The following is a 17,542-nucleotide window of genomic DNA, read 5'->3' on the forward strand; positions in this document are numbered from 1 at the left end:
TTCGTGACAAATGTCACATGAATTACGTGAAAATATAACTTAAAGAATATTAAAAATGCGTTAACAACGGCGAAAAAAGGCGTTTTTGGAAAGGAATTGATTTTGCTTTAATCCTAAAGCAAAGGAGAAACTATGAAACTGCATCTCACTTCAGATTTAATTACCATTCATGTTGCAGAAAACTCATCTCATTACTTACACATATGCCGTGTCTTAACGCACTCTTTGGGACGCTCTTTTTGGGTTAATGAAACACTCATCAATTTTGAAATATCGCATGAAGACAAAAGGCGAAAAGCGTTTTTAACCTCTTTATATTATACGTGCGCTTTTGCTTCAAAAACCCATAATTCCGCTTTTTTAGAAAAGCTTCTTTTGGCGTCAAATAGACCTATAAAACTTGTTAAGAAAAAACGCCAACAATGCTCTACTCAAAAGCTTATGGCATCTAATGATCCTTACTCTGTATTGAATGCAGATGAAACAGAAAGTATGGAAAGCATTCGACGAAAATACCTTTCGCTCGCCAAAGCCTATCACCCTGATAGTATCGCGTCTAAGGACGCAAGCAGTGTGAAAAATTGTACAGCAAAGTTTCAGAAAATTCAAGAGGCATATACTGCTATAAAGATAGAAAAAATGAAAAAATGTGCTGCATAAAAACCAATCTTTAAGTTTCACTTGGTAAAATACTTTCTTTCTTCAAATGGGGTGTTAGCTCAGCTGGGAGAGCGCAACGCTGGCAGCGTTGAGGTCAGGGGTTCGATCCCCCTACACTCCACCACGATACCACCGAATTTTCAAGCACTTCCACCATCCGTCAAAATGTTAGGTGTGCCAGAAAGTGTGCCAGACTCCGTATCATAAAGCTTATGAGTAGCGTCCAATTTTATAAGCTCTCCATCTATGTAATGTCCATAAACTGACTGTATCAATCTTACGTCTTCATGCCCTACATATTCAGCGATAATAGGTGCACGTACCCCTGAGAGCAACATATGGGAGATAAAAGTATGCCTTGTTGCATAAAGTTTGCGATGGGTTATACCACATTCCTCAAGCAAGCCTTTCCATTTCTTTCTAACTGATCCAATATCCCAGTAAGGTTCACCTTGATTGTTCACCACTAGATATAAGCTCTTTCTGCCTTGAGTAGATAGCAAATTATCGAAATAAGGTCTCGCCTCATTCCTGATAGGTATTTTTCTTTTAGATGACTTTGTTTTAGTGTCACCTTTACGACCTCTGACTATTGCCTCTTTGATGACAATATACTCTTTCCCCACATTAGGTAACATCAATCCAATCAATTCACTAGGTCTCATCCCCATGGTGAAAAGAATGCCAAGCATATCCTTGAATGTACCTGTTGCCGTTGCGAGTATCCTTTGAACTTCATCGACAGTAAAAGGGTTAATTTCTTCACCATCATCCGATAAAGAAATGTTTTGAGCTTTGTTCGTTTCGATGTATTCATCTTCTACGGCCAAAGCTAAAATGCCACTGACTGCTGCAAGATAGTTTTTTTTAGATACATCCTTAATATTTAAGGACTTTAGAAAATCTTTAACGTCTAGGCGCGTAATCCCAGCGACATCACGATCTTCACCAAAGTGTTTAACAACACGATCAACATACCGCACAATGCTTTCATAACTCTTGCACTTCTCTGAGTATAGAAGATTGATCTGGCTACACTTATTAGGACACAGAAATGATAAGATTTCTACATAATAAGGAAGGATTGATAATATGGTCAACAAAGCTCAGAAATATACTCAAGAGTTTAAAAACTCAACAATACAATTAGCCCTCAATAGTGAAAAATCAGCCTATCAAATAGCACAAGATTTAGGGATGAGTGATAAAACACTGTATGCGTGGCTACGAGACTATAGGAAAAAGCATCACTTAATTTCTGAATTACCGAACCGAACTACCAATAGTTCACCCAAAGAAAGTCTTGAAGAGGAGAATCGACGACTGCGTAAAGAGAACTCAAAGTTGAAGATAGAGAGAGATATTTTAAAAAAGGCAGCGGCGTTCTTCGCGAAAGAAGCTCATTGAAGTACGCCTGGATTAAAGAGCATCGTAATGAATTCAATATTGCGCACATGTGCCATTTATTAGAGGTTTCTCGTAACTGTTATTATCGATGGCTTCGAATAGAGAGGCAAGAAGATATGGTATTAAACACCATGATTCAAGATATTTTTCTTAGCACTTATCAAACGTACGGCACACGCCGAATGAAAAAGAGACTTGAACAACTCTATGGATTGATCGTCTCTCGTAGACGTATTGCAAGGATTATGAAAAAACTTGGGCTAAGTTGTCGCAATAAACGTCGTTTTAGAGTTCTTACCACCAACTCCAATCATACCTATGCTATTGCCCCTAATCGAATTCAACAAGATTTTTATGCCTCAGTTCCTAATCAAATGTATGTAGGTGATATAACCTATATCCCGACACAAGAAGGATGGCTCTATTTAGCTGTCGTCATTGATTTATATTCAAGAAGAGTTATTGGTTGGTCTATGGATGCACATATGAGTGCAACACTTGTCAACGATGCGCTTTTTATGGCGCTTAAAAAACGCAATCCTCCGCAGGGTGTCATCTGGCATACCGATCGTGGCAGTCAATATGCTTCCGATGCCCATAAAGCCATGCTTAAAGAATATGGCATCGTCCAAAGTATGAGTGCTAAGGGAAATTGTTATGATAATGCTGTTGCCGAGAGTTTCTTTCATTCTTTAAAAACAGAACTTACGCACCATATGAAATTTGAAACAAGGAGCCAAGCAAATCAAGCTATATTTGAATATATCGAAGTGTTTTATAATAGACAGAGGTTGCACTCTAGTAATGGTTATTTGTCACCAGTGGATTTTGAAAATAAACTGTTACAAAACGATATGAGTGCCTAGACATATTTATTTCTGTGTATCATAAAGTGTTGACAGATCACTCCTACATTTATTATAGCTATGTGGAGATATTTTCCAAAATTAGTTCAAAAAACAATATATATGATTCTAATTTATACTATAACCATAGTATTTTTAATTACACTTTTTGATGCATATTTAAATATACGCTATGGAATAACTTTCACAGATATATATTACACAGATGGTTATTCTCTTAAATACGATGTGAATGCTTCAGAAAATAAAAACTTTACTTTATATGACAAACCTCCCTATTCTTTAGAAAAACTAGGACAATGGGGCGATTTTCTAGGTGGTCATTTTAATGTCTTAGCATTTCTAATGTTGACAATCACTGTGCTACTACAATATAAATCTACACTAGTGCAATCAGCAAATAATGCTATGGATCGTATTGAAAGACTTTATAGTGCATGTGACATTTATGAAAATAATCACCAAATCAAAACCATTCTTGGTGGTAAAACTCTTGATCCAAAGAAAATAAAAAATTTAGAAGATTTCAACAGCGCCATTGGCAAATTACATTCTCTTTATAATCTTATTCAAAAAGAGATTGACAATATTGAAGATATTGATACAAAAAAACATGAGAAAGAAAAATTTGATATTTTGAAAAAACACAATTATGTTAATATACAAAAAACTATTGAAAATCAAAAAAACAATCATACGCTTTGTAAGTAATTTAACTATACTTCAAAAATACAAAACTTGCCTTATTAACTAATCAGGTATTTTGGGTGTAAAAAATACAAAATAAACTTTACTATCAGTTAAATAAAAATAAAGTCTATAATCTCCTATTCTTGTATGCCATGAAAGGATAATAGAATTATTATCTTTATCTTTTTTGGTTAGCCTATGTTTTCGCTTAGATTGCTTATTGGATGTTTCCTCATTAATATGCTTTCCAAGCTTCGAAAAGTTTACATGTAAGGGGTTCCCACCATTTGCTTCTATAAATGTATTAATATTACTAATATCTTCAAGTACATTTCTCTGCTGAATTGATCCCCAAGCATATGGTAATAAAGTACTAATACAATCATTAAGAATTTCAACATATTTAAAATTAGAATTTACATAGTTTTGGTACTCTTGCCATGTCGAGATATTTGCATATTCGGCTTTATGTTTATTTTCAAGATATTCTAAAAGCATTGTTTCATGCTTGCTTAGGCAAAAGTTATATAATTCATACTGTGAATGCTCACAAGATATATTAATTTTATCCCCGAAAAATGCTTCTCTACTACACAGCTTGTCTGGTGTAACAATAGAAGAATTATTATACATTGCACAAGCCAGAAAATTGCCAATAATATCTATTTTTGTAGAAAGCTCATGACAATTCCCTAACATAATCACTTCATTGTCACCATATGCATCATACGTATCTGAACAAAAAGGATGATAATTAGTAAACTTACTCAATAATGCTCTTCTTATATCAGCTTCTTCTATCTTTAATAAATAATTTTTAAGAAGATCTCCCTTTACATAAGTATTTAATAAGTTCTGATTTATGATCAAAGATATACTATGTTTATGCAATAATGAAGAAAAGGAAAAGATATCTCTCAGTGTTTGCAAAATATGAGAATCGTTGATACCCTCTTTAGCTTTTTCAAATGCAAAATAATTTAGGAAACAATACATTATATTAGCTCAAGTAAATCATTTTCATATTGATCAAAAAATCCTTTTGGCCAATTAGACAATACTCCATTTTCAAATGGATATATCTCAAATATATTGTTTTCTCCAACATTTTCACTTTTTTCAAAAAAATTAAAAATAACATCTTGATGTGAAATTATTTTATTTTTTATTGCTTTACGGATACCATTGATAATATGATCACTGTGTGTTTCCAAAATAATCTGAACTCCATTAGCAGCCATTTGCGCAAGAAAAACTCCTAATTTTGATTGAGCAGCAGGATGTAAATGGGCTTCTGGATTTTCGACGACAACAACAGGATTTTCAATTATTGACTCAAATTCTTTTTTTTCATGTTTCTTGTATCTACTAGGATCCCTTAATAAACAACTGACAATAATTGGTAAAACATAACTTACACCATAAGGCATATTAACAGGGTTCTTATATCCTAAGCTTTTTGTTGTAGAGTTTGTAATTTGAAGTAATGAAATATTTACACCATCAAGATGATCCGCTAAGATTTCTACATACCCAAAAATATTTTGTAAAACTTTGTTTAGATTATGAAAAAAAACATGATCAGATTTTAATTTTCCTAATAATACCCCTGTATATTCTCCATATTTACCCACTTTCTTTGTTGAGAAATTACCATCTACATGATAAAATGTTTTTGGCCCGAAGCGATCAGCACTTATAAAGTCGAAGTCTGACATAAATCGATCAACAAAGTTTTTCTTACCTCTAGTGAGAGGAATACCTTTTAGAGAGATATGATTTATTTTAAGTTGCATTGTATTTTCTTTATCTTCAACACACTCAAAAAAAACTTCTTCGCCTTCATTTCTAAAACCAAACAGCATCAAATCTTGTTTTGCTTCACAATATAAAATATCTCTAAAGGTTCCTAATTCGCAATAATAATCATTTAAATAAAATGATTTTATATTTTCAATCGGCAATTTATGTATGTCATATGATTGCTTTATTATTGATAATACTTGAATAACTGTTGATTTACCTGCACCATTTTCGCCTGCAAGAACAGTAAGCTTTTTGAAACTAATGTTTTCTGATTCAATACCCTTAAAATTTTCAATATATAATTGTTTCATTTTAATGACCTATAACTTTTTGAAATATTTCTTTTACTTTATTAAATCTTTTTTTAACATTATCTGGGTTATTTGTCGCATTTGAAATCCAATCTAAAAATTTTCCTTGAACTTCGTTTTCTTTGGTATCTTTTTCATTAAATAATACAAGAAATTCATGATATAGATCATCTTTGTATGTCGAGAGTTCATCCACAGTATATTGAGATACGGTATAGGTAATAGTTTCAAATAAAGGTAGATTTATAGGTGCTTTTCTATCACTTTTTATTGAAAAATATTTTCTAAAGCTATTTTCTCCAAATACCATATATACTTTTATCATATTCTCTCTAAATTCATTTTTTAAATTATCAAGAAATTCTTTATCATCGGGATTTTTTTTAGGATCTAGTTTATTTAACTTTTGCATTCCTCTTACTAAAAATGAATTCATATCATTTTTTAATTTTCCACCATATCCATCTTCATCAGTTGCATCTTTCTGGCAATAACCCAATAATTTGAAAGAAAGATATCTTAAAATTAGGGCTTTTTCATTCATTCTTTTTGATAATGCGACATAATTTTTTTCAGAAATTGCTATATGAAATTCATGAATACTTGCTAGGTCTGTTAAAAAATCTGTAGCCGTTCCCATATTCATAGCATGTCTAATTTCTTGTGCACTCAAAGGTGTTCCAAGTGTATTGATTCTTGTAAAGATATTGAAAGCCACATCAGTAGGTGTACCTGGTTTAATCATATTAAAGGTTAATTCATAATCTTCAATTCTCCTTTGGTATCTACGATCTAATGTTTCAAATTTTCGACCTTTTAAATCTAAATATTCTAAGTCATCGCTCAAAAGAAAATCATTATTTATAAAGTCTATTATGGTACTTAATCTTTGCACTCCATCAATAACATTCCACTTCCAAGAAGATCGTGCATCTATATAAAATGCTGGAATAGGTATATTAATCAATAACGATTCAATCAATAGCGTTTTCTGTTTAAGAGTCCAAACTTTACTTCTTTGAAAATCAGGATTCATATCAATTTCTTCGTATGTAACTTTTTTATAAACTGCTTGAACTGTAAATTTTTGCGTAGAAATATCAATTTCATTTATGTTATATAATTTTGAACTTTCTTCAAAATCTTCTTCCTCAATATCTCTTGGGTTATTATAATTACATTCATTTTGAACCCATTCCTGAGGAATACGCTCTAATAAAAAGTCATAATAAACTAATGCCTTTTCCTGTATATTTTTATTGTTAAAAGTATGACAATTTTTTAAAAACTTATCGTATAGTTCTTTACATTGGCTAAATTTGAATAAAATAATATCTTTAATTGCGTATCGTTTTAAATCAGATGTGTTTTGTTCTTCTACATATTTTTGATAAGCTAAACCAATTGGAACTCCAATTTCTTTTTTGAAAACCGCTTTTGCTTTTTCTTCATATGAGGCAGCCTTATCAAATTTTTCATTTTGAGATGGTGTTAAGATCATATAGCTTCCCTTTATACACAAAGTGTATAACAATATTATTTTTTGCCTTTAGTATTTGTTAGATATTTTCTAACAAATTACTAAAAACATGATTACAGAAAATTTTTTGACTAATATGCCATTCTTTTCTAATATGATTTTCTTCTTTTTTGGATGGAAAGAATTTTTTCTGAATTTTTTCAGGATTCAGAGTATATTGAATTGCGAAACGTTTAAGTGTTAAAATTGAAAATTCTTTACTAAAAGGTTTTTTGAAAAGCTCGATTTTATAGTAGTCTTTAGCTTTCTTTGAAGCAGATCTGCATGAGAGCAATTTTGCACTTTTGTGAATTTTGATTTTATGTTTTTTTGCCAATCTTAAAGCTGTTAATTCTAAATCACCTTCATCTAACCATCTTTCTTGAATTAAAACAATTTCTTCTGGTGTAATGATCGAAATATTTAATTGATCTTGCAATTCAAGGAACTTTTTAAACGCAATTTTTCGAATTTTTAGTGTTAAGCCACGAGGCATTGTCATCCCAAATTTGGCACTTTGCTCATCACCTTTGTTGTAGATCTCGCGAGTATGAAATCTATGATGATAAACATCACGAGTTTTTTCCCAACCTTGTTGTGTAAAATTCCAAAACCAATCACGATAAGCTTTGTATAGATCTACATTGGCATAGCCACTATTCATTAAACCGTCTAAGCTTTTATCGTTGTCTCTGACCATATAGCATTGCCAACAACCAAAGCGAGAAACACCACAACCTATCTTGCCTTCATCGATATGCTTACCACCAGCTGCAACAAAGGTACACTCATTTGCATCTTTGCCACTTGCATCACTGTATAGTTGCCATAGAAAATCTATATTGACAAGATCGTTGGTTTGTTTTAGTAGATACTCCCAAACTTCTTTTGTTGTCCAATTTTCAATAGGCATTAAATTGCTTGCATTTGGGTATCTGTCATTGATCTTTAGATTTGTACCTTTGACAGATAATTTTTCAATTCTAAGGTTTCTATCGAAACTTTCATCTTTACGTGTGCCAATAACAGAGATAAACTCACCAGATGGGAATAACTCTTGAATTTGTCTATCTATAGGATTTACTTTTAGTTTATCGGTACACCATCTAAAAGTCGATGATGGAGGAGGCATACCAACACCTAAAAGTTGAACATTTAATGTGTCTTTTGTTTCTGGAAAAACTTCTTTTACGATAACAGGGAAATTATGATCTGATACATACTGTCTAATCTTGTTTAATGTTAACTCTAAATGCTCTAATAAAGGAGGAAGCTCTGCAAGTGTATTGGAATTAATAATATAAATAGGCTTTTGAGATTCAAGTGAATTTTGTCGCAATTTATGAAGCATTGCAAATGTCAAATACACAACCGCGGTACTATCTTTTCCACCACTAAATGCGAGGCATAGATTTCTTGTATCATGTAGATAATAGTATTCTAACAGTTGAATGGCTTGATCTATTTTCATTTCCAGATCAGGAATTTCAAGATTTGAGTATGTCATGATAAGATTATATATAAATTCTTATTATAAGAAAGCTGATTAACCCAATAAAAGTCTTTTTTGTACTGTAAAATTGATAAAGCCATAACCTCTACAAATACTTTATGCACTATATATAATTAAGTATTTAACTTACTATCCTGTCTTCATTCTTTTTTTAAGATAGAGAGATATTTATTTATAAATATCATCTTATTAGGTTTTGTTTAGTTTATATAAGAATAACTGCTAATTCACTGCTGTCATACTGCTAACAGCCTTTAAAATGTCTATTTTAAGGGCTTTTTTTACTGCTGTCTCACTGCTGATATACTGCTAAAAAAAATAGATGTGCTTTCTTGAGAGATTTTTAGAACCCAGAAAATTGATGATTGTTCGATATGATTAAAGAAGAAGAGTGAATAATAAATTGTGCCAAGAATGTGCCAAATTCATTATGTAAAAAAAGTGAAAATGACTACTTCCGACAAGCAGTCATACCATAAATTAGGATACTTCAAAGCATCCTCGTAGGCTGGCAGCGTTGAGGTCAGGGGTTCGATCCCCCTACACTCCACCACCTATTTTAGGGATTTTTACCTGATTATAAAATCTTTAGCAAATCACCATCCCCCACTATTTCCCCCACACAAAATATTTGATTATTTTTTAAAATATCTCGTGTAATTTTCTTAAAAAAATCGAAACTAAATTATTTTTTTAAGCAAAAAATCCTTCCAAAGATAAATCCATTCTCCTATTTGGAATAAATTATAAATATTGGAAAATTTTTATGATTATTCTAACTAACGGAACTCTTAGACATATTTTTAATTTTATTGTATTTATTCAGCTATTGTGGGAAAATATCCATATTACTTGAATGAGGAAGATTACGATTGTCAGGGGACTTTTCTTCATTTATCTTCTTCGCTTTCATAAATACCGAACTCTTTTAGTTGTTTTTTAAGTGTATTTCGCGAAATATTGAGAAATGCTGAAAGCTGTGTAATATTCGAACAAAGAGCGAAGCTTACCTGTAAAAAAGACTTTTGCATCATGTGTTCTAATTCGTATGCCTTTTCAATACCTTCTTGTTCTAAAAAATCACGACAAAATTGTTCAATACCCTTTTTTTCATACGATGATGTATCTTCGAATTCCTTGATATCATCTGCCTTAATCATATCATCGCTAGTATTCAAACAGGCACTATAGATTGTATTGCGTAACTCTCTAATGTTACCTCTCCAGTGATGTTGTAAAAGTTTTTTGATGGCTTCTTCAGAGATAGAACTAATTGTTGTTTTGAGATCACGATTTGCTTTGGCGATAAAATGCTCACATAAAATAGGAATATCTTGAATCCGCTCTTTGAGTGTTGGCATCGTAATAGTGAGCATTGAAAGCCTAAAGTAAAGATCCTCTCGAAAACTTTTTTGTTGACTTTGTTCTTTGAGATTAGCATTGGTTGCACTGATAATGCGTCCTTCAAAATGAAGTTCTTTAGTTCCTCCAACACGTCTAAACTTCTTTGTCTCTAAAAAACGTAAAAGCTTGCTTTGAAGTTCAATGTCTAGTTCACCAATTTCATCTAAGAAGAGTGTTCCTTCTCCCGTTTGTTCTGCAAAACCAATATGCTGTTTATCGGCGCTCGTAAAAGAACCCTTCTCATGCCCAAAAAGCTGACTCTCAAACAATTCTTTAGGAATTGATGCACAATTGACAGCAATAAAAGGATGTGCACTTCGTTCAGAATTGGTATGTATAAGATTAGCGATCAGTTCTTTACCTGTACCTGTTTCACCATAAATAAGTATAGCAAGATCATTGTTTGCAGCAATACCAATCTTTTTATAGATCTCCTTCATCGTTTCATAAGAGCCTACAAATTCCTCTTCTCCTTGCTTAATCGATTTTTTTGCGCTCTTTTCTTTGCTTGAGGGGTGTGTGTATTTTTCAACCAATTCTAAAAGTTGTGACTCATCAAAAGGCTTTTGTAAAATGTCTTTAATACCAATTTTTGATGCTTCGATCATATTTGTAGGCGTAGTATAAGCTGTCATCAAAATAATGGGAAGATTCAACCCTGCTTTTTTAAACTGCTTAATCAAATCAATCCCTGTAAGATTTTCACCTAACATAACATCAACAATCAAAAGCTCAACACCTTGTTCTTCAATCATTAAAGAAAGTTCAAACTCTTCGCCATTAAACTGCAACGGTGTATGTTGGTTGCGTTGTAAAATTTTAGCAACTGAGTAGCGAATTTCTTGTTGATCATCAATGATGGCGATTTTCATGCAACCTCTTCACATGGGATATAAAGACAAAACGTTGTCTGTTCTTTTTGACTTTCAAATTCGATATAGCCATTGGATAAATAAACAATTTTATAAATACTAAAAAGTCCCAAACCAGACCCCTCTTTTTTAGTAGTAAAAAAAGGTTTGAAAAGATTTGTCTTAGTTTTTTCATCCATATTTTCACCACTATTTTTGACACATAAAATGGAGAATCCTACTTGATCTGCCCTTTTCCATGTTATTTCAATAGTACTTAATTGGAATGCTGCATCAATGGCATTATTCAATAAATTGATCAAAATAATTTCAATAGCATTTGCGCCCATTTTAACTTTTAAATCCTCTTCAACATGACTTTCAATCCCTAAATGTTTTGCACTTAACGAAGCACGCAGTAGCGCAATAGATTCTTCTACAAATGGTTTGACAAGTAAAGGGTTTTCGTACTTAAAATCTGCGGGTTTAGCAAGAGCCAAAAAATCTACTACTTGATGATCAATGCGTGCTAGTGTGCCGTGAATGATAGGCATATCCTCTTTATCAGGCACTTGTGCTGGAGAGAGTAAAAGTTTTAAAGGTTGCAATAAATTCTTCACTTCATGAGCAAAAGAAGAACCAATTTCTCCTAAAATAATCAATGAATGTGAAATGCGTGCATTCTTTTCTTCTTTCTCAATAGATTCTCTAAGTTCATGCATGAGCTGTGTCGTTTTTTCAATAATACGAGTTATTTCATCGTTTTCTTTTCCTTGATATATTGTAATATCATCCCAACGTTTTTCAATCATCGCTGTTGCATTATTGGAAAGAAGATTAAGCCTTCCCAGCAATCTTCCCATAAATATATTAGCGATAATGAGCGAAAGAAGTGCGACCATAATTAAAAGAATGAACTGTGCCAAAAAGGTATCTTGCAGCATACTAAAGAGTGTTTGGTTTTTCACTTTAAGAACAAAAGAGCCAAAGGTAACGCCATCTTGTTCAAAAGGGACAACAGTGTAAGTATCAAACTCTCTAAAGGTATCTCCTAGACGATAATGTTCTGTATCAGTATGAGCAACGATAACATTATTTGTGTCAATGAAACCAGAGCTTTCGATCATACTGCTAGAACTTAATGTTTTGAGAAATTTATAAAGCTCCCACTGATTACTAGTTAGAATAAAATCACTTACAAAAGCTTTATTAGAATTAATATTGGTCTTAATGAGCTCATCAATAATCTGATTCGTATGATTTTTATGAATATCAATGTTGATTAAAATAGAGACAGAAGAGATTGTAACAACAACCCAAAAAATAAGCGTTGCTAATTTAACTTGAACAGAGAGAGCTAAAAGATAATCAACGAATTTTTTCATTGTCTCTGTTCAATAACTTCAAGCATTTTTGCTACATTTGAAAAATCTTGACCTGATGGAAGATCAAAACGGTCCAGCGAGAGTTTTTCTAAAATACTTTTTCCATAAGGATCTAAATGCATTGTTGCAAAAGCTTTTTGTAACATTTCAAACTGTTTTTTGGGTAATGCACTTCTTGCGACAATAGGAGAATTAGTATAAGGTCCCAATATTTGAACAATTTTAAGTTGCTCAATCTGTTCTGGGTGCTTTTGGGCAAAACGGGTATAGACAATGTTATCTACGCTTGCACCATCCACAAACCCATCAATCACAGCTTTGATCGATTCGCCGTGTTCATAGGTATAAATGTATGATTTGAAAAATGTTTTAGGATCCATCCCATGACTAAGCATATAATAACTAGGTGCTGTTGCTCCTGAATTACTCTCTGGATCAGTAAAGGCAAAAATAGCTCCTTTAAAATCTGCCAGCGAATTGAATCGACTATTTTTTTTGGCAATAATATAAGAATAATATTGATCACTTCCATCAAAAATAGGGATAACTAAAATTTTCCCAGTACCATCTTTATCCAATTTAGTATAGCTTGAGTTACAAACATAAGCAATATCTACTTTATTTTCTTTGATAAGTGTATTCATTTCTGCATAAGTCTTTGAAAAACGTATTTGTACATCAAAATCACTGATTTTATGCTCTAAATAATTTTCCCAATCCATAAAATTTTTGAGATCATCTTTGAAAACAGTTCCTGTAAGACCAAGGACTATTTTTACTTTGGCATAGAGTGAAAAAGGCAACATTAGTAGCAAAAAAAACATGGTAAATTTTTGAAAGGCACTGGTCAAAATTTGATCGTTTTTCATCTCTTCGAAGCTCCTTTTTTCTTAAAAATTCCCTATTTTATGGGGTTTTCAAAGTTGGCACATTAATTGCAGTTAACACATTGTACTTGAAGAAAAGTTCAAAAAACTTTAAAGGAGTCCATGATGAATTTATTGTGGGATGTACGGGTCTCTTTAGATCTGTTCTTGGGTGGTTTAGGTGTAGGTGCCTTCCTTGTGGGGGTTATACTTTACTATGTCGATGCGAAAATTTACGAGGGTTTTGTTAAAAAATCATTTGTTATTGCACCGCTTTTAGTGATAGCAGGATTGCTTCTACTTCTCACAGAACTTGGTCGACCATTGAACGTGATTAAAACGATTTATGCGGTTAATCCAACATCGTTTATGTCCATTGGTATTTTTTTACAAAGTGCATTTGCAGCCGTTGCGCTTCTTATCGCCTTTAAAGCTCTTACGAGCGGTGTTGCTTCTCTTAGCTCAAAAGTCATTTATGCAGGTGCCATTCTTGCAGGCTTAGTAGGCTTATATCATGGATTTTTGCTCTCAGGCATTGCCAAAGAGCCATGGAATAATGCCATTCCTGTGATTTTCTTTGTTTCCTCTATTCTTTCAGGCGTATCATTAATGATTCTGCTAAATCTAGAAAGTTTGGAAAATCTTGTCACACGCTTTAAACTCCCACTTATTATCAATATGGTTTTAACACTGGAGTTAGCAGCTGTCTTTGCATGGGTTTACAATTTAGCTCTTACAACAGCTTCTTCTAAACATGCTTATGATGTTCTCATAAGTAGTTTTAGTATGGAATTCTGGGTTCTAAGTATCTTATTAGGGCTTATTGCACCTTTGATTATTTTTACATTGGTTATTTTGAATAAATTATCCCTCAAAGCAGTCGCCATTCCAACATTTTCAATTATTGTGATAGGAAGCTTCTTCCTTAAAAACTTAGTTGTATATCTTGGTCAAGCAGTATAAGGAGTCAATGATGAGTATTAACAGAAGAGATTTTCTCAAAACAACAGCAGGAAGCGCTGCGGTAGCTTCAACACTTTCTATTTTTCCTGAAGAAGTTGAAGCAAAAACAGGTGAACTTGGTTACGAAGGTGAAGCAGGCAAATGGGTAGCATCAACCTGTCAAGGATGCACAAGTTGGTGTAGCATTCAAGGACTTGTGGTTGATGGTAAAGTGATTAAAGTGAGAGGTAATCCAAACTCTCCAAGTGGTGGTCGCATCTGTCCTCGCCCACATTTAGCATTGCAACAAGTATACGATCCTGATCGTGTTAAAACACCTCTTAAACGTACCAATCCTAAAAAAGGTAGAGGCATTGATCCTAAATTTGTACCTATTTCATGGGATGAAGCGATTAATACAATCGCCGATAAAATTATGGAACTTATTAATGCAGGGGAAACGCATAAATTCCTTTTAACACGTGGTCGCTACACAGGATTAAATGAAATTATGTATGGAACTTTTCCAAAATTAATTGGAAGTCCAAATAATATTTCACATAGTGCCTTATGTGCAGATGCGGAAGAATTTGGACGAGAACAATCTGAGGGCTATCCTGCTTATGCTGATTTTGACCTTCAAAATACACGCTATATTTTAGGGTGGAGTTCTGATATGGTTGCATCTAACCGACAAACACCATGGTTTATCAATCAATTTGGAAATGTTAAAGATAGGGCAAAAATCACAACAATAGATCCTCGTTTATCAGCTACTGGTGCAAAATCACATCGCTGGCTACCAATTATTCCAGGAACAGATGGCGCATTAGCCATTGCAATTGCACATGTTATTCTTGCTGAAGGAAAATGGAATAAGGACTTTGTAGGCGATTTTGCTGATAAAGTCAATTATTTCGTTGTCGGACAAGAAGTGCCAACGGAAATTATTGTTGAAGATAAAAAAATTCCTATCGTATTTAATGAAATTCATACGAATGGCGTTGTCGCATGGTGGAACTTAGAATTAAAAGATCGTACACCTGAATGGGCAGAACCTATTACAGGTATTAGTGCTAAAGAAATCCGTGAAGTGGCACGTGAATTTGCGGAAGCTGGAAGCAGAGCAATTTCATGGACAAGCCCAGGATCTTCTATGCAAATTAGAGGTGGTATTTCTGCGTTTGCTTGCCATGCACTTAATGGTCTTGTAGGGTCTGTTGATTCTGTAGGTGGTATTTTGCAACAAGGTTCAGCACCAACTGCTAAAACACCTGACGTAAAACCTTATCTTGATCCTCGCTTTGCAGAGAGTTTGAAAAAACCAAAGATAGATCAGCGAGGTACCAAAGGTTTTCCTGCGCTTGAGCACATGAAATCAGGTCAATTTGTTGTCACATCAAGAGTTGCGCAAGCGATGCTTGATCAAGATCCATATGACATTAAAATGGCAATTGGTTACTGGAATAACTGGGTGTTCTCCTCTATGGGAACAAAACACTGGGAAGAAGCAATGGCAAAGCTTCCATTTTTTGCACATATCACAACAAATATCGCTGAGATGACAATGTTCGCAGACATCGTATTACCAGCAAAAATGCATATGCTTGAACGTTACGGATTCGCAAAAAATAAACAAAACCTAACAGCATATCTCTCAGTTCATCAACCGCTTATCAAACCTTATGGTGATGCAAAAACTGATGAAACAGAAGTACCATTTTTAATTGCACAAGCTCTCGCTAAAAAAGGTTTTGATTTACCTTTGAAATATTATCAAGAAAATTTCAAAGATCCTGAAACGGGTAAAGTTCCCGAAACTGCAGAGGAATTTGATCTTTTTGCAACAAAATTCTTCACAAAGCCTTGTTGGGATGGAAGTAGCAATAGCAAAGGCGATACTATCAATAGTTGGAACGAATTGCTCGATAAAGGTATTTGGAAATCAAAACGTTACAAAATTGGTGAAAAGATTGGTCATTTCCATACAGCTACACACAAATTTGAATTTTTCAGTGAAACGCTTAAAGCAGGAATGCAAAATCATGCAGATAAACATAAAATGACGCTTGATGAAGCCATTGAAGCTGCAAATTATACCGTCAAAGGAGAAGCCTTCTTTGTTCCTCATTATGAACCAGCTGTACGTTATGGAGATGAAAAAACGTATCCATTCATCTTTATTGATCATCGATCACGTCTTAATCGTGAAGGAAGAAGCCAAAATTCACCTTGGTATTACAGCACCAAAAGTGTTGATCCAGGTGATGAAAATGAGAAGGATGTTACCAAAATCAATCCTTTGGATGGCAAAAAATTTGGACTCAAAAACGGCGATAAAGTACGCGTTAGTTCTATGTTTGGAACGATTGAAAGTGAGATCAAACTATGGGAAGGTATCCGCCCAGGAACGGTTTCTAAATGTTATGGTCAAGGACACTGGGCATATGGTCGCGTAGGATCTGAGATCTTTGGATCAAAACCTCGCGGTGGAAATAACAATGATTTATATTGTTATGATTGGGAACGCCTTAGTGGTTCAAACCCACGACATGGTGGACATACTCGTGTCAAAATCGAAAAGATATAGGTGAAGGATAAACAATGGCAAAAAAATATGGAATGATTATTGACCTCCATCGTTGTGTTGGATGTGGTGCATGTGATCTTGCATGTAAGAGTGAAAATAATACACCTGTTGGAATTGATTGGGCGAGTCATAAGATCGAAACGTATGGCGTATTTCCAAAAGTTACGTATACCCATACACCAACGCTTTGTAACCACTGTGAAGATGCTCCATGTGTTAGAGTTTGCCCAACACAAGCGATGCATAAAACAGACGAAGGATTCGTGGTCCACGATCCAAGTCTTTGTATTGGTTGTAAAAGCTGTATGTTGGCGGATCCTTATGGTGTTATCTTTTTCAACAAAGAACATGCATTCTTAGATTATGCAACGGATGATAGTAGTATCATCAAAGGTGGAACGTTCTCTAAAAAAGAGCTCAGTGACAAAGCAAAAGCACCGTTCCCTAATTTCAATGCGGCACGTGGCGCTGGCGGTTATGAAGCTATACGTCGCAAAGGTGCGGTTGAGAAATGTACTTTCTGTAACCATAGGGTTGCTCAGGGACTTGCCCCTGCATGTGTAGTAGCATGTCCAGCGGATGCACGTATATTTGGCGATCTCAATGATGAAAAAAGTCAAATCGCAACAACGTTGAAAGCAAATAAACCAACAGTATTGCTTCCTGAAAAAGGCACAAAACCAAAAGTGTTTTATATCAGAAGCTACAACTAAATCAAAGACCCTCATTCGA

Annotated in this window: 14 protein-coding genes and 1 tRNA gene; 7 read left to right on the forward strand and 8 right to left on the reverse strand. The window is 33.8% G+C overall.

What is annotated here, in order from left to right:
- Positions 1 to 132 precede the first annotated feature (132 nt).
- Together UCH001_RS11105 and UCH001_RS11110 are read left to right on the forward strand one after the other, a co-directional pair.
- The gene (locus tag UCH001_RS11105; protein WP_067177835.1) at positions 133 to 660 is read left to right on the forward strand and encodes a J domain-containing protein; all 528 of its coding nucleotides are present in this window, start codon (positions 133 to 135) and stop codon (positions 658 to 660) included.
- A 48-nt stretch (positions 661 to 708) separates the two neighbouring features.
- Positions 709 to 784 (forward strand) — tRNA-Ala (locus tag UCH001_RS11110).
- A gap of 16 nt (positions 785 to 800) precedes the next feature.
- Here UCH001_RS11110 and UCH001_RS11115 read toward each other — a convergent pair.
- Positions 801 to 1,643: a site-specific integrase gene (locus tag UCH001_RS11115; protein WP_067177837.1), complete on the reverse strand. Its 843-nt coding sequence runs from the start codon at positions 1,641 to 1,643 to the stop codon at positions 801 to 803.
- A 109-nt stretch (positions 1,644 to 1,752) separates the two neighbouring features.
- Between UCH001_RS11115 and UCH001_RS11125 the strand changes: the two genes are divergently transcribed.
- Positions 1,753 to 2,933 (forward strand): IS3 family transposase gene (locus tag UCH001_RS11125; RefSeq protein WP_145973094.1). Its coding sequence is split into 2 segments (ribosomal slippage): positions 1,753 to 2,041 and positions 2,041 to 2,933, totalling 1,182 coding nucleotides; the frame shifts between segments, so codons are not numbered across the junction.
- Positions 2,934 to 3,035: 102 nt separating this feature from the next.
- On the forward strand, positions 3,036 to 3,644 hold the full coding sequence (locus UCH001_RS11130; protein WP_067177839.1) for a hypothetical protein: 609 nt from the start codon (positions 3,036 to 3,038) through the stop codon (positions 3,642 to 3,644).
- Between the two features lie 39 nt (positions 3,645 to 3,683).
- On the opposite strand, the gene UCH001_RS11135 is transcribed toward UCH001_RS11130, so the two are convergent.
- The 7 genes from UCH001_RS11135 to phnD form a co-directional block, all read right to left on the reverse strand.
- Positions 3,684 to 4,619 (reverse strand): hypothetical protein, encoded by a 936-nt coding sequence (locus UCH001_RS11135; protein WP_067177841.1) that lies wholly within the window; start codon positions 4,617 to 4,619, stop codon positions 3,684 to 3,686.
- Complete coding sequence (locus UCH001_RS11140; RefSeq protein WP_067177843.1) at positions 4,619 to 5,740, reverse strand: DUF3696 domain-containing protein; 1,122 nt, start codon at positions 5,738 to 5,740, stop codon at positions 4,619 to 4,621. The genes UCH001_RS11135 and UCH001_RS11140 overlap by 1 nt, the downstream gene beginning before the upstream one ends.
- A 1-nt stretch (position 5,741) precedes the next feature.
- Positions 5,742 to 7,241, reverse strand: a complete 1,500-nt coding sequence (locus UCH001_RS11145; protein WP_067177845.1) for a DUF262 domain-containing protein — start codon at positions 7,239 to 7,241, stop codon at positions 5,742 to 5,744.
- Positions 7,242 to 7,299: 58 nt separating this feature from the next.
- On the reverse strand, positions 7,300 to 8,730 hold the full coding sequence (locus UCH001_RS11150; protein ID WP_231963932.1) for a phosphoadenosine phosphosulfate reductase family protein: 1,431 nt from the start codon (positions 8,728 to 8,730) through the stop codon (positions 7,300 to 7,302).
- 932 nt (positions 8,731 to 9,662) lie between these two features.
- Positions 9,663 to 11,048 carry a sigma-54 dependent transcriptional regulator gene (locus UCH001_RS11155; RefSeq protein WP_067177848.1) on the reverse strand — a complete coding sequence of 462 codons (1,386 nt, stop codon included), beginning with the start codon at positions 11,046 to 11,048 and terminating at the stop codon, positions 9,663 to 9,665.
- The gene (locus tag UCH001_RS11160) at positions 11,045 to 12,412 is read right to left on the reverse strand and encodes a sensor histidine kinase (RefSeq protein WP_067177850.1); all 1,368 of its coding nucleotides are present in this window, start codon (positions 12,410 to 12,412) and stop codon (positions 11,045 to 11,047) included. Before UCH001_RS11160 ends, UCH001_RS11155 begins: the two co-directional genes overlap by 4 nt.
- Entirely contained in the window at positions 12,409 to 13,281 is an 873-nt protein-coding gene (gene phnD / locus UCH001_RS11165; protein WP_067177852.1) for a phosphate/phosphite/phosphonate ABC transporter substrate-binding protein, read from the reverse strand. The genes UCH001_RS11160 and phnD overlap by 4 nt, the downstream gene beginning before the upstream one ends.
- 123 nt (positions 13,282 to 13,404) lie before the next feature.
- Between phnD and nrfD the strand changes: the two genes are divergently transcribed.
- Genes nrfD through UCH001_RS11180 form a run of 3 tightly spaced genes read left to right on the forward strand, consistent with a single transcriptional unit; the run spans position 13,405 to position 17,523 of the window.
- Positions 13,405 to 14,241 carry an NrfD/PsrC family molybdoenzyme membrane anchor subunit gene (gene nrfD / locus UCH001_RS11170; protein ID WP_067177854.1) on the forward strand — a complete coding sequence of 279 codons (837 nt, stop codon included), beginning with the start codon at positions 13,405 to 13,407 and terminating at the stop codon, positions 14,239 to 14,241.
- Between the two features lie 10 nt (positions 14,242 to 14,251).
- Positions 14,252 to 16,810, forward strand: a complete 2,559-nt coding sequence (locus tag UCH001_RS11175) for a molybdopterin-dependent oxidoreductase (protein ID WP_067177856.1) — start codon at positions 14,252 to 14,254, stop codon at positions 16,808 to 16,810.
- Between the two features lie 14 nt (positions 16,811 to 16,824).
- Positions 16,825 to 17,523, forward strand: a complete 699-nt coding sequence (locus tag UCH001_RS11180) for a 4Fe-4S dicluster domain-containing protein (RefSeq protein ID WP_067177858.1) — start codon at positions 16,825 to 16,827, stop codon at positions 17,521 to 17,523.
- Positions 17,524 to 17,542 lie beyond the last annotated feature (19 nt).

Source organism: Sulfurospirillum sp. UCH001 (genome assembly GCF_001548035.1).
Classification (GTDB): domain Bacteria; phylum Campylobacterota; class Campylobacteria; order Campylobacterales; family Sulfurospirillaceae; genus Sulfurospirillum.